The following is a 13,473-nucleotide window of genomic DNA, read 5'->3' as shown; positions in this document are numbered from 1 at the left end:
TACTATTCGCGCCCTGAATTTCAGCCGGTTGCCCAATTACTGAACAGGACGTTTCGAGTAAACGCAGCTGACCTAAACGTTAACGTACAAGACCGTAATCTCAGGAGCCTTACGTCATGCCAAATCTGGATCTGAGCCGCTACGGCATCACCGATGTCGAAGAAATCGTCCACAACCCGTCCTACGACCTGCTGTTTGAAGAAGAAACTCGCGATGACCTGCAGGGTTACGAAAAAGGCACGGTAACGGATTTAGGAGCGGTTGCTGTCGATACCGGAATATTCACCGGCCGTTCACCAAAAGATAAATATATTGTTCGTGACGACACTACGCGTGACACTGTGTGGTGGGCTGATCAGGGTAAAAACGACAACAAACCTCTGTCGACCGAAACCTGGAAAGAACTGAAAGGCTTAGTAACTGAGCAGCTGTCGAACAAACGCTTGTTTGTCGTCGACACCTATTGCGGTGCTAACGAAGATACACGCTTAGCGGTTCGCTTCATTACTGAAGTGGCATGGCAGGCGCACTTCGTGAAAAACATGTTCATTCGCCCAAGCGAAGAAGAACTGGAAACGTTCGAGCCAGACTTCGTGGTCATGAACGGTGCGAAATGCATTAACCCTAAGTGGCAAGAACAAGAGCTGAACTCTGAAAACTTTGTGGCGTTTAACTTAACTGAGAAAATCCAGTTAATTGGCGGTACCTGGTACGGCGGCGAAATGAAAAAAGGTATGTTCTCAATGATGAACTACTTCCTGCCGCTAAAAGGCATTGCGTCAATGCACTGTTCAGCAAACGTTGGTAAAGAAGGTGACGTTGCTATCTTCTTTGGCTTGTCGGGTACCGGTAAAACCACGCTGTCGACTGACCCTAAACGCGCACTGATTGGTGACGACGAGCACGGTTGGGACGACGATGGTGTCTTCAACTTTGAAGGCGGCTGTTATGCGAAAACCATCAACCTGTCGAAAGAAGCAGAACCGGATATTTACAACGCGATTCGTCGCGACGCGCTATTAGAAAACGTTGCGGTTGATGAAAATGGCGTTGTCGACTTTGATGACAACTCGAAAACCGAGAACACTCGTGTTTCTTACCCTATTTACCACATCGACAACATTGTTAAGCCGGTGTCTAAAGCGGGTCACGCGAAGAAAGTAATCTTCTTGACCGCTGACGCATTTGGCGTATTACCGCCGGTATCTAAGCTGACCAAAGAGCAGGCGCAGTACCACTTCCTGTCTGGCTTTACCGCGAAATTAGCGGGTACTGAGCGCGGTGTGACTGAGCCAACACCGACTTTCTCAAGCTGTTTTGGTGCGGCATTCTTAAGCCTGCACCCAACCCAGTATGCAGAAGTATTGGTAAAACGTATGGAAGCAGCTGGCGCAGAAGCTTACCTGGTTAACACGGGTTGGAACGGTACTGGCAAGCGTATCTCTATTAAAGCAACGCGCGCTATCATCGACTCTATCTTAGACGGCTCTATTGAAGACGCTGAGTTTGTTGAACTGCCATACTTTAACCTGGCCATGCCAACTCAGTTAGCTGGTGTTGAAGACAGCAGCATTTTAGACCCACGTAAAACTTATGAAGAAGACGGCGAGTGGGACGTTCGTGCGAAAGACTTAGCGGAACGTTTCGTGGCCAATTTCGAGAAGTTTACCGACACCGAGAACGGTAAAGCCTTAGTGGCAGCTGGTCCTAAGCTTTAGCCAACGGTATAAGGTTAAATACTAAAAACCCCGCAACACACTATGTGCTGCGGGGTTTTTTAATGCCCCGATTGAACGGGGCGATAAGACTTACTTCAGTTGTTCTGCGTGTGGCAGTTCGAACGATGGTTTCTCTTCCGCTTTCTCTACCAGGAAAGTATCCATCCAACGCATGAAACGCATGCTGTAGTCTAACTGTGCCGCCACTTTGCGGTTACCATGGCCTTCGCCCGGGTAGAATACCAAGCGTACTGGCACATTACCGTGAGTTTTCAGGTAACGGTATAGCTCCATCGACTGTGACGGATGCACACGCGTGTCTTCTTTACCGTGCATAATCAGAATTGGCGTACGAGCCTTCTCTGCGTGGTAAATAGGGCTGCGCTCTAAGTACCATTCCCACTTGTCCCACGGGTAGCTACGCGCGTGAACGGCGTGCATTTCTTTAGGAATATCGGTGGTGCCGAATTTCGACAAGTTATTGCTAATACCGACGAACATAACGCTGGCTGCGAAGTGCTCAGTTTGCGCCGTTGCGCCCCAGGCCGAAGCATAACCACCGTAAGAGCCGCCGGTAATACCAACGCGAGACTCATCAGCAATGCCCATGGCCACTAGGTGCTCTTTGGCATCAACAATGTCGTCGAACTCTTTACCCGCGTAGTCGTTCTGACCTAGCTTTGAGAACTCAACGCCACGTCCGGTGCTGCCACGGTAGTTAGGGAAGAACAACGCATAGCCTTTAGACGCAGCATGCTTAACCGGCGACGCATAGCGATCTAACCAGCCGTTGCTGTAATGCGACTCAGGACCGCCATGAATGACCATAACGGTCGGGTAGCTTTTGCCTTCTTCGTAGTCTTTCGGGTAAACCAATATACCTTCCAGCTCTAAGCCATCGCGCGCTTCATAGGTAATGGTTTCCTGACGTGGCATATCAATTTCTGACAACCAAGGGTTTGAGTCTGTTAAACGCTCTAACCCACCGTTGGCGTACTTAAAGGCTTCGCTTGGGTGAGAAGGGCGGTGTGCAGTCAGTACAAATTCCGATTTACCCGCTTCGCCGTCAATGCTTGTCACGATGGCTTCACCCGGCTCAACCAGAACGCGGCTTTCCAGGAATTTAAGCGTTAATGCCTGAACTTCTGACTCAGTACCACGGTGGCCAAGCCAGACTAGCTCTTCACCGGTGCGCCAGATGAAGTCTTTCACCGAGCCTTCGTAGTTAGGCAATACGTTGCGATGCTCTTGTTCGCGAGTGTCGTAAACAAACAAAGAGCCGGCAGACGGGTCGTTATAGTCTGCTGCACGAATCATGGCTAAGTAGCGACCGTCCGGTGAAAACTCAGCACGACCCAACTTGCCTTCAGCCTCAAAAGTAGCAGCCACTTCGCCATCTAAACCAATGAGCTGGTACTGGCTGCTCATATAGTTGTCATCAATAAGCGGGGTAGGTGCAGTGCGAACTAATAACTGTTCGTTGTTCGGGTGAAATGCTACTGAGTAAACTTGCTGATCATCCGGCGTTACCGCCTTAGCTTCAGCGTCTTCCTCACCAAGCGTTACGTGGTAGGCCTGTGTATAGGTTAAATCTTCTTCATAAACTTCTGCTTTAAAACCTTTTTTAGACAGCTTTTCTTTGTCGCTGTCTTTAGGGCCAGAGGACAAGAACACTAACTGTGCGCCGTCTTCGCTTAAGTCGTAGCTACCAATATTACCGTCGAATTCAAATACCGACTGTACGCCACCGCCATTAACCGGCATGCGATACAGTTCCTGGTAGTCGTCGCCGTCTTTTTTAGCGGTGAAATAAAGATACTCTCCTTTGGGGCCGAAGCTAACGCGGCTGAACTTGTCATCTTTGCTCAGGTAAGACGTAGCTTCGCCTTGCGCGTTAATAAGCGCTAACTCAGTGTATCCGTAACCATCGTCGTCTTCATACGGCGCACGTGGAATAGAGCGAAGAACCGCAGTAAATTCGCCTGTTGGCGATAGGTCAGCCATACGTACTGACTCTGTTGTTACGGTATCCATTAGCGTCATTTCACGGGCGTCGGCATCGACTGCCCAAGTCGCTAACGCGATACCCCCTGCTACACGTAAAAGCATAGTTGTCTCCGTTGTTGTTCTAATGTTTAGGTTTACTTCATAAATCGTTTTGTTGCTTCGGCGCCACGCGCAACCAGGCGCACTTGCGCTATAGTCGTTTCGGTAATGCGTTCGCGTTCTTCTTCGTTTACGTCGAAACAGTCAGCCCCGGCACTGAATACAATTTTGGCGATAGTGTCTGACTGCAGCTCTGCTAATTCACGAGAAAACGACTGCTCATTCACTAAATACTCTTCCAGCTCAGCTTTAAAATGCTCAATTTCACGCACAACCGCTAAACGAAAGCTGCGCGAACGGCCTGAGCGCTCCTGCAGAAGTAGCCGAAAAATTGCCGTGTTTTCCGCCACAAATTGCATAAAAGTTTCTACTGACACTCGGATAATAGAGCCGCCGGTTTCAATGCGTTGTCGTGCCTGGCGAAGTAGTTGACGCAAGGCTAAACCGCACTCATCAACCAGAGTGAGCCCTAACTCATCCATGTCGCGGAAGTGCCGGTAAAAAGACGTTGGTGCAATACCTGCCTCGCGTGCTACTTCGCGTAAACTTAAGCTGGAAAAGCCGGCTTCAGCGCTAAGCTGATTCATCGCTGCGTTAATCAGTGCGCGGCGCGTCTTTTCTTTCTGTTTTGCTCGAACCCCAGCCATATTTGTTGCCATCCTTCGCTGTTATTGAACGAATAGTAACACAGGTCTTTACACATTTTCCGCTTGTAATTTGAACGCAAAACCCGTACATTCAGCGAACAGGTGTACGCTGTTTTGTCACCTGACTTTTTTGATTGTTTTAGGTTATATACATGCAAAAGAATTTTGAAAAACCCCCTCTTATTTGGCTCAACACCCTAGTGTTCTCCATTACTTTCGCTATAGCAGCCATTGGTGTTCCTTTATATGCGTTCACCGTCGGTATTGGCGCAGAATTTTGGTGGGTTATGTTTGGTACCGCATGTTTTGCGGGTATTTCCATTACTGCGGGTTACCATCGTTTATGGGCGCACCGTACGTACGACGCTAACCCGGTATTGCGCTTTTTATTCGCAATAGGCGGCGCTGTGGCGCTGCAAAACAGTGCCTTGCACTGGTCGTCCGATCACCGTGTGCATCACACGCATGTCGATGACAACGACAAAGACCCGTATTCGGCGAAGCGCGGTTTTTGGTATTCGCACATTGGCTGGATGCTGCGCGAGTATCAGGCGAGTCGTTATTCCGACTACGACAATGTCAAAGACTTACAGAAAGATCCTATCGTTATGTGGCAGCACAAGTATTACCTGCCGCTGACGCTGTTCGTGAACTTCGGTTGGCCAATTGCCGCCGGCTTTATGCTGGGCGATGTTTGGGCCGGCTTATTGGTTATTGGTGTATTGCGCCTGGTGCTTAACCACCACACGACGTTCTTTATTAACTCGCTGGCGCATATTTGGGGCAAACAGCCTTACACGGACAAAAACACGGCGCGTGACAATGGCGTACTGGCGTTTATGACTTTTGGCGAGGGCTATCATAACTATCACCACATTTTTGCGAGTGATTATCGCAACGGCATTCGCTGGTGGCAGTTTGACCCGACCAAATGGCTTATTCGTGCCAGCAGTTGGTTCGGTTTAGCGCGTAACCTAAAACGCAGCTCGCCGTATCAGGTCGAGCGTGCGAAGCTGCAAATGCAGTTAAAAGTGGCCCGTAAGAAGGCCATGAGCGCACCAGAGTCATTGTTCGAAAAAGCGCACGAGCACTACGAACAACTGGGTACGCAGTTACGTGAATACTACAAAGCGCGTAAAAAGCTGCTGGACTCTAAAGCGCAGGACTTAAAAGATCACTTAAACCATGACATTGATGCATTGAAAAAACAGGTCGATGACATGCGTGAATCTCTTGCTGAGCAGAAGCGTCACTGGAAAGCTTTGTTGAACCAAATTCAACAACACGCGTAAAAGAATTTAACCCTTCAGTACTTGAAAATGAACAAAATATAATCAATACTGGAGGGTACATTCTTCGAAGTAGGCGCAATGAGTTTATTGTGCAAGAGAGGTGACTATGGAAATTGGCGCAGCAATGAATACAGGCCTGCAGGGTATGCAACGTGCAAACCAGCAAGTGTCTGAAGCAAGTCAGGAAATTGCATCTGCAGCGGGTCGTAACGACGTGCAGCAGCAAGACAATGCCAATACAAATGGTGGTCAGCCAGCTACGGAAACTGCGACTGAAACGGCGCAAAGTGTTAACGCCGCCAGTACAACTGACTCGCTGGTTTCGTTAAACGAAGGGCAGACTAACTTTGAAGCCAATACTCGTACAGTAGAAACCGCTGACGAAATGTTGGGCACTCTTATCGATACTAGTGCGTAACTGAATGTTCTAGCCATGAATATCACCACAGCGCTACCGGCTATTCCTGTTACATCGGCTCCGCCTATGGAGTCGATGCAGACAGACAATGCCGCGAAAGCGCTGGTTAGTGAACCTACCGCAACTGAAAAGCAAAACAACAGCGCTGACAGCGCAGCTCCAACTTATTCACCCAATGGCAAGGTCGCCAAAAAAGGCCAGGACTCAGCTGAAGGTGAAAAAGGTGCTGAAGCGAAAGGCTCTGAGTCCGAAGAAACTAAGGACGAGAAAAAAGCTGACGCGACCGAAGAAAAGAAACCGAACGGCCAACAACTGGACGAGCAGGAGCTCGAAAAAGTTGATGAACTGAAAAGTCGTGATCAGGAAGTGCGTGTGCACGAGCAAGCACATGCTGCTGTTGGTGGGCAATATGCCGGTTCACCTTCTTATGAATACGAACGCGGACCTGACGGCAAGTCTTATGCCGTCGGTGGTGAGGTTCAAATTGATGTCAGCCCGGTTCAGGGCGACCCCCAGGCAACTATTCAGAAAATGCAGGTGGTACGCCGTGCAGCATTAGCACCGGCACAACCCTCTGCCGCTGACCGCTCAATTGCTGCGGATGCTGCTAACAAAGCCACACAAGCTCGAGCGGAATTAGCGCAACAGCAAGTGCAGGGTGAAGGGGAAGACGGCGAGCAAGCGCCTGATATCAGCATTAATGCGCCATTTAAGAAAAGCTTAGAAGGTGAGGGCTCGGATAAAGACTCTTCTGACAGCGCAGCATCCGCTGAGCAAGGCAAGAAAACTCTGTCTGCGCCAGAACGCGGCGCTATGGTTGCTTCTTTCTACGACAATAAAGTTCGTCCATCCGTGGACTCATTCAGCGCTACTGCTTAATCCTTTCTCTTATTTATTTCCGTTTCGCTTTTGCAAAAGCGTCGGCTAAGGCATTACCCATAGCGGCATTTTGTGGCTGCTTGTTTTGCTTCCCACGATCACGCTGAGGCTTGCCTTTATTTGAGCTGCTACCCTGTGGCTTAGTCTTAGCGGCCGGCTTCGCAGCAACTTCGTCATTTAAGCGCATGGTTAAACCAATACGGTTCCGCTCAATGTCTACTTCCAGCACTTTAACCTTCACAATATCGCCGGCTTTCACCACTTCGCGCGGGTCGCTGACAAACTTGTCTGCTAAAGCTGAAATGTGAACCAAACCGTCCTGATGCACGCCAACATCCACAAAGGCACCAAAGTTCGCCACGTTGGTAACCACACCTTCTAATTGCATGCCGGGTTTCAGGTCGCTGACTTTCTCAACACCTTCTTTAAACTCCGCCGTTTTGAATTCAGGGCGCGGGTCGCGGCCCGGTTTTTCAAGCTCAGACAAAATGTCGGTGACCGTTGGCAGACCAAAGCGCTCGTCGGTGTAGTCGGCAGCGTTCAGGCTTTTAACCAATGAGTGGTTGCCAATAAGCTCTTGTACCGGCAAGTCATTTGCCTTCGCCATGCGCTCGACCACTGAATAAGCTTCCGGGTGAACCGCTGAGGCATCTAACGGTTGCTCGCCATTGTTAATACGTAGGAAGCCCGCTGCCTGTTCAAAGGCTTTCGGTCCCATGCGTGGCACATCGAGTAACTGTTTACGGTTAGCAAAGGCACCGTTGGCGTCTCGGTAGTCGACAATGTTTTTCGCTAGCGTTTTCGACAAACCCGAAACGCGCTGAAGCAAGGCCGCAGAAGCCATATTGGCATCCACACCCACCGCGTTTACACAGTCTTCTACGACGGCATCCAGACTTTGGGCGAGTTGCGACTGGCTAACGTCGTGCTGATACTGGCCGACACCAATGGATTTAGGCTCAATTTTAACCAACTCGGCTAACGGATCCTGCAAGCGACGGGCGATAGATACTGCGCCACGTAGCGACACATCCATATCCGGAAACTCTTGTGCTGCCAATTCCGATGCAGAGTAAACCGATGCACCGGCTTCATTCACTATAACCTTGGTGGCTTTAATTTCGCTGTGCTGTTTGAGCATGTCGCCAACCATTTTGTCGGTCTCGCGCGAGTGAGTGCCGTTACCAATGCTGATAAGCTCAACCTTGTACTGCTTGCACAAAGTTGCCAGCGTGCGCATGGCTTTGTCCATTTGGTTTTGCGGCTGGAACGGGAATACCGTGTTAGTAGCAACCGCTTTACCGGTTTCGTCCACGACCGCAACCTTAACACCGGTACGAACGCCCGGGTCTAAGCCCATGGTCGTTTTTGCACCCGCAGGTGCCGCCATCAGCAAGTCTTTCAGGTTCCTGGCAAATACTTGAATGGCCGCTTCTTCGGCGCGCTCACGCACACGAGCCATAAGTTCAGTTTCCATGTGCAGTGACAACTTCACCCGCCATGTCCACTGAATTACCTGACGCAGCCAGTCATCGGCAGCGCGGCCTTTGTGCTCAAAGTTCAGGAAGTCGGCAATAATGACTTCGCAGTGCGATCCAGTGGTTTTGTCTTCACTGCCCGGGTCAGCGTCCATAGAAAGCTGCAAAAAGCCTTCGTTACGGCCGCGCAGCAACGCTAGCGTGCGGTGCGAGGGAATGGTTTTAAAGAGCTCCGAAAACTCAAAGTAGTCGCGGAACTTCGCGCCTTCTTTTTCTTTACCCGGTGCAACGGCGCTGGTTAAGTGCGCGTTCTGCCACAAGTGAGAACGCAAACGCTTCAGCAGCTCCGCCTGCTCGGCAAAGCGCTCCATTAAAATAGCGCGAGCACCGTCTAATACCGCTTTAGCGTCCGCAAAGCCTTTGTCCGCGTCAACGTAGTCAGCCGCGGCTTGCTCTGGGCTCTGCGTTGGGTCTTTCCACAGTAAATCGGCCAGCGGCTCAATGCCTGCCTCAATAGCAATTTGGCCTTTAGTGCGGCGCTTAGGCTTGTAAGGCAGATATAAATCTTCCAGCTCGGTTTTCGAGTCGGCGGTTTTAATACTCTGAGCCAGTTCGTCGGTTAATTTGCCTTGCTCGTCAATCGACTTCAGTATCACCTGACGGCGGTCGTCCAGCTCGCGCAGGTAGTTCAGGCGCTGATGCAGCTGACGTAATTGCGTGTCGTCTAAACCGCCGGTTACCTCTTTACGGTAACGGGCAATAAAAGGCACCGTCGAGCCTTCGTCCAGCAACTGGATAACAGCGGCAATCTGACGCTCGTCGACCTTCAGTTCATTAGCAAGTAATTGCGGTATCTGGCTCATAGTACATCTCTTGGTTTTAATACGTTACGACAAATAATGGGGACGAATACTATCACGAATTGGCTACGCGGGCTGTTGGTAACTTATCTTATTAATAAACCAGGTCTTGGTGCCCTGCGGCGTGTTAACCTCCGCCTCGTCGTCCACCTGCTTTTTCAGCAGAGCGCGCGCCATGGGGGAATCAATAGACACCGCGTCTTTGCGATCATAAATCTCGTCCGGACCGACAATTTGAAACGCCCGAACGTTTTCGTCCTCGTCCTCAATTTCCACCCAGGCACCAAAAAACACCTTACCGTCCTGTTGTGGCGAATAATACACAACCTTCACCTGCTCCAGACGCTTGGTTAAGTATCGAATACGACCATCAATTTTACGCAGCTTCTGCTTATTGTACTTATAATCCGCGTTCTCAGACCGGTCGCCCAGGCTCGCCGCCCACGACACCTTCTCCACGGTTTCGCGGCGCTCCACCCGCCACAGGTGCTCGAGTTCCTGCTGCAACTTTTCATAACCGCCAAGGGTAATTAAATTGGTTTTCATACGCTGAACCGTTAATGCCTGCGTTGAATGATTAGGGGATTTTACTGGGTTCTTTCATTGAAGGAAATGGAGTTGAGGGAAATGCCAGATTGTCTAACGGGCTAGACGTACCAGCGTAATGTTGACCGATAACATGCGTGTATATTTGGGTGGTCTTAACATCGTTGTGGCCCAGCAGCTCCTGAACAGTACGAATATCGCAACCGCTTTGCAGCAAGTGCGTAGCGAAAGAGTGACGAAAAGTGTGACAATTAACTTTTTTGAAGACCTTCGCTTGAATGACTGCTGGTTTAAGAGCCTTTCTAATGACGCTACTGTGAAAATGATGTCGACAAAGAACGCCAGTGTATGGATGTGCGCACAAAGAAGACGATGGAAAGATGAACATCCAACCTGGTTGCTTGAAAGCGTTGGGATATTTTCTATCAAGTGCACTGGGCAGTGATGGGCCGACACCGATACTGTTATCATTAGCTTGTACCTTTAATGCTGCACTTATCGCCTCTTTAATCTGAGGAATTAAGCGTTCGCTTAACAAAGTTTGCCGATCCTTCTTGCCTTTCCCATCACGAATAGTAAGAGAAAGATTTTCTAGATTCACATCCTGAACTCTTAAGCTTAAAGCCTCACTGATTCTCAGGCCGCTCCCGTAAAGTAATTCAACGACTAAGCGGTTACGTCCGGCTAGCTGACTAAGAATGCTCATTACTTCGTGAGGGGATAAAACAACAGGCAGTTGCCTCTGCTTGGTCGCCAGGCTAAAATTTAAGTCTCCAAGCGTTATACCAAGTGCTTTATGATAGAGATAGACTAAAGCATTTAAAGCCGTTTTTTGAGTATTGATAGCGACATGGCGCTTGTTAGCTAGCCAACTTAGAAACTCGCGAACTTCATTACTGCCCAGATTTTTAGGGTGTTGCTTTTTATGAAAGAAAATGTACTGACGGACCCAGCCTAAGTATGACTTCTCTGTTCTTAAACTGTAACCACGTAAGCGCATATCAGCGCGTAATTGCTCAATAAATGGGCTAGACATCAATTACCATCCTCGATTTTTGAATTGAGTGATTTACTTTAGCTTAACTTGTGGCTTAGTTTTGTAAGCAATAATGCATAGTTTGTTGTTGTATTACGTATTTAACTCGTTTAATGTCAATGACATAATAAAAACGTAAAGTTAGATACCGTGCACTCGTTAGAATGGAAATGAGCATGCTCGGATTGTTTTCTCGTTTTTTTGCAGCTTCTTTGAAAAATAGATTGAGTTATTAAATAGTTACGAAAAAATATCTGCCGTTTAACGGAGAACAAAGTGCGCACGCACAATATACAAATGTTAGCTGCCTTTGGAAAGAATCATGGATGTAATAGATATTAAAACTTTTGTTCCCAGTAAGGATTATGAAATCTCAAAGTCTTTTTACTCGGAAATTGGGTTCAAATCGGAATACGTAACCGACGACCTCACACTTTTTGAAAACGGGGATTGCCTTTTCTTTTTGCAGCGCTTCTACAATGAAGACTTAGCCAAGAACTTCATGTTGCAAATATGCGTTTCAGACATCTACGATGCACATGAGTTATGTTCTAAGTCGGAACATAAAACTAAGATTACGCCAGTGCAACAAGAGTCTTGGGGTAAGGTTTTTTATTTATGGGGGCCTGTAGATGAACTGTTGCATATTACGCAGTTGGACAGCTAACAAAGCGCTAAACTCGTTCCCTGCGGTCACTGGGACAGTAACGCAGCGGCGCTTCGCGATTATGCCACTACGTCACTGCCCGTTAGCTTAGCGTTAGTTGCTAATGGAGTAAAATTCATGTGTCGTAATTATAACTGGATACTATTACTTCTTTTACTGTTTTCGAGCCGGGGGATAGCAGCTAGCGAAATCTCTGCTGTTATCATAAAGAGCCCTGCTGGAAGTTGGAGTGTCAGTTATACGTCTGATGCACCCGTTACACGTATTTCCTTTCAAAGAAGTCCGGATAGCTCAAGGGGAAAGCGTTGGAGAATTAAATCTGCAGATTTTAAAGTTGTTAAGGTAAATGACTACGAAACTGTAAGACGAGTCGATGGTAAACCTTTCACTCAAGTTGAATTTGAACTTACACCTACATATATCTCATTACCGAAAGACTATGCACCTTTTTCCCCTTTCACTGACGGAGGAATGCTGTTTCATTCTGGCAGGTTCTTTGCGTGCCCGGACCTTTGTGATGGCTCATTAAACGAATGGCATATCCGTATTCGGGCGGCTAAAGACGATAATATAATTGTTGACGGAGTTGTTTATACTGGAGATGCCAGTTGGGTGGATAGCGACAGCGGCCAAAAAGTATACGTTGGTAAGGGAGAGCCAATACAAGATGAAAGTTTTGTCAGTTTGATCGATAGAGGTCTTCCTGTACCGCTGAAAGAGTTGATGTCTCAAAACCTGCCAAAAATCCTTTCATATTTCGCCGCCCGCATGGGAGCACTTAACTTTCGCCCAAGCTTGTATGCTTCCTATAGCCAGACTAGCGATGGACGTTATGGTAATCAAGGCGGGACTCTGCCAAGGCAAATATTTATGCATTGGTATGGAGAAAAAGCCATAGAAAAATTAGATGAAAATGCTACATTTTGGTTTTTTGCTCATGAAGTGGCGCATTTATACCAAGGAAAGGCTGGCAATGTAGAAGCTTTAGCCGACGCGTGGTTACATGAAGGTAGTGCTGAACTATTTGCCGGTCTTTCATATTCAGAAATACACGGTAATCATAAAATATTTCTGAGTAAAATGGAGAAGGCAAAAGAAAATTGCTTGAGTAGCTTTGGAACTGAAACCAATTATAGAAACGTTGCCTTAAAAAGCAGTAAAATTCATTATAGTTGCGGCTTACTGCTCTTTGATGCCTTAAACAATGAGCTTCAAGAGCGAAATAGCGATGTTTTTTTTCTGTGGAAGGCTTTCAATTCGGCTGTTAACGAAGGCAAACCAGCTACAACGGCAACTTTTGTAGAGGTTAGCAAATCATTCGTATCACACACGTCGTGGTTAACTTTGTTAGATTTTGTAACAAAATCTGAATTTAACTCAAGACAGTTCTTTCAGCAAATAGCAACTAACAAGTCAATACAGCCGACCGCTAACGCGTCGGCTGATTGAAGCGTTAGGTGCTTATGGGTAATAAGACGGATTCTGGACCTTATATAAATACTATTACAAACTCTCATTGGCTTCTGCTTCTGTTCGTTGCTACTTTTGTTGCTTCGTTTTATTGGCAAATGCCATCTATTTTTGTTTACGTTATTGGCTCTATTATCGGTATTTACTGTTGTGCTATTCACTCGATTGCTTGGCGCTACAAAAATGAATTTATACGCTTATTTCTGTTTTTCATACCTGCTATAGTCTTCGTCAGTAAATATGGGCTTTATGGGCTTCAAACATTACTGTGGGGGTTTATTCTGGCAATGGCTATATGGACAGTTTTCCGTAAAAAAGCATTGCACTACGTGGTTGGCCGCACCTAACAACCCAAT

12 protein-coding genes are annotated in these 13,473 nt (G+C 47.8%); 7 read left to right on the top strand and 5 right to left on the bottom strand.

Going from position 1 to position 13,473, the window contains the following annotated elements:
• The first annotated feature begins 116 nt into the window (after positions 1–116).
• Positions 117–1,718 carry a phosphoenolpyruvate carboxykinase (ATP) gene (gene pckA / locus B3850_RS06155; RefSeq protein WP_053953171.1) on the top strand — a complete coding sequence of 534 codons (1,602 nt, stop codon included), beginning with the start codon at positions 117–119 and terminating at the stop codon, positions 1,716–1,718.
• A gap of 90 nt (positions 1,719–1,808) precedes the next feature.
• On the opposite strand, the gene B3850_RS06150 is transcribed toward pckA, so the two are convergent.
• Together B3850_RS06150 and fabR are read right to left on the bottom strand one after the other, a co-directional pair.
• Complete coding sequence (locus B3850_RS06150; protein WP_286873755.1) at positions 1,809–3,827, bottom strand: S9 family peptidase; 2,019 nt, start codon at positions 3,825–3,827, stop codon at positions 1,809–1,811.
• 32 nt (positions 3,828–3,859) lie between these two features.
• On the bottom strand, positions 3,860–4,471 hold the full coding sequence (gene fabR, locus B3850_RS06145; RefSeq protein ID WP_053953255.1) for an HTH-type transcriptional repressor FabR: 612 nt from the start codon (positions 4,469–4,471) through the stop codon (positions 3,860–3,862).
• Between the two features lie 152 nt (positions 4,472–4,623).
• Here fabR and B3850_RS06140 point away from each other — a divergent pair, with 152 nt between their 5' ends.
• The 3 genes from B3850_RS06140 (at position 4,624) to B3850_RS06130 (ending at position 7,060) form a co-directional block, all read left to right on the top strand.
• Positions 4,624–5,763, top strand: coding sequence for a fatty acid desaturase (locus tag B3850_RS06140; protein WP_273268551.1), 1,140 nt, complete (start codon positions 4,624–4,626; stop codon positions 5,761–5,763).
• Positions 5,764–5,869: 106 nt separating this feature from the next.
• Entirely contained in the window at positions 5,870–6,181 is a 312-nt protein-coding gene (locus B3850_RS06135) for a flagellar basal body rod C-terminal domain-containing protein (protein ID WP_053953168.1), read from the top strand.
• A 15-nt stretch (positions 6,182–6,196) separates the two neighbouring features.
• Positions 6,197–7,060 carry a putative metalloprotease CJM1_0395 family protein gene (locus B3850_RS06130; protein ID WP_286873748.1) on the top strand — a complete coding sequence of 288 codons (864 nt, stop codon included), beginning with the start codon at positions 6,197–6,199 and terminating at the stop codon, positions 7,058–7,060.
• A gap of 13 nt (positions 7,061–7,073) precedes the next feature.
• Here the strand turns inward: B3850_RS06130 and B3850_RS06125 are convergent, their stop codons facing one another.
• The 3 genes from B3850_RS06125 to B3850_RS06115 form a co-directional block, all read right to left on the bottom strand.
• Positions 7,074–9,401, bottom strand: a complete 2,328-nt coding sequence (locus B3850_RS06125; protein ID WP_286873746.1) for a Tex family protein — start codon at positions 9,399–9,401, stop codon at positions 7,074–7,076.
• Between the two features lie 63 nt (positions 9,402–9,464).
• Entirely contained in the window at positions 9,465–9,944 is a 480-nt protein-coding gene (gene greB, locus B3850_RS06120; protein WP_222236339.1) for a transcription elongation factor GreB, read from the bottom strand.
• A gap of 31 nt (positions 9,945–9,975) precedes the next feature.
• Positions 9,976–10,980, bottom strand: a complete 1,005-nt coding sequence (locus tag B3850_RS06115; RefSeq protein ID WP_286873744.1) for an integron integrase — start codon at positions 10,978–10,980, stop codon at positions 9,976–9,978.
• 322 nt (positions 10,981–11,302) lie between these two features.
• Between B3850_RS06115 and B3850_RS06110 the strand changes: the two genes are divergently transcribed.
• From B3850_RS06110 to B3850_RS06100, 3 genes are all read left to right on the top strand, one after another.
• Positions 11,303–11,647, top strand: coding sequence for a lactoylglutathione lyase (locus tag B3850_RS06110; RefSeq protein ID WP_286873740.1), 345 nt, complete (start codon positions 11,303–11,305; stop codon positions 11,645–11,647).
• Positions 11,648–11,764: 117 nt separating this feature from the next.
• Positions 11,765–13,096 (top strand): hypothetical protein, encoded by a 1,332-nt coding sequence (locus tag B3850_RS06105; protein ID WP_286873737.1) that lies wholly within the window; start codon positions 11,765–11,767, stop codon positions 13,094–13,096.
• A 14-nt stretch (positions 13,097–13,110) separates the two neighbouring features.
• Positions 13,111–13,464: a hypothetical protein gene (locus tag B3850_RS06100; protein ID WP_236552223.1), complete on the top strand. Its 354-nt coding sequence runs from the start codon at positions 13,111–13,113 to the stop codon at positions 13,462–13,464.
• The last annotated feature ends 9 nt before the right edge of the window (positions 13,465–13,473 follow it).

The organism is Idiomarina sp. UBA4520 (assembly GCF_002388365.1).
Lineage (GTDB): Bacteria > Pseudomonadota > Gammaproteobacteria > Enterobacterales > Alteromonadaceae > Idiomarina > Idiomarina zobellii.
The sequence above is the reverse complement of the archived record's forward strand: the minus strand, read 5'-3'. Positions and strand labels throughout refer to the sequence as shown.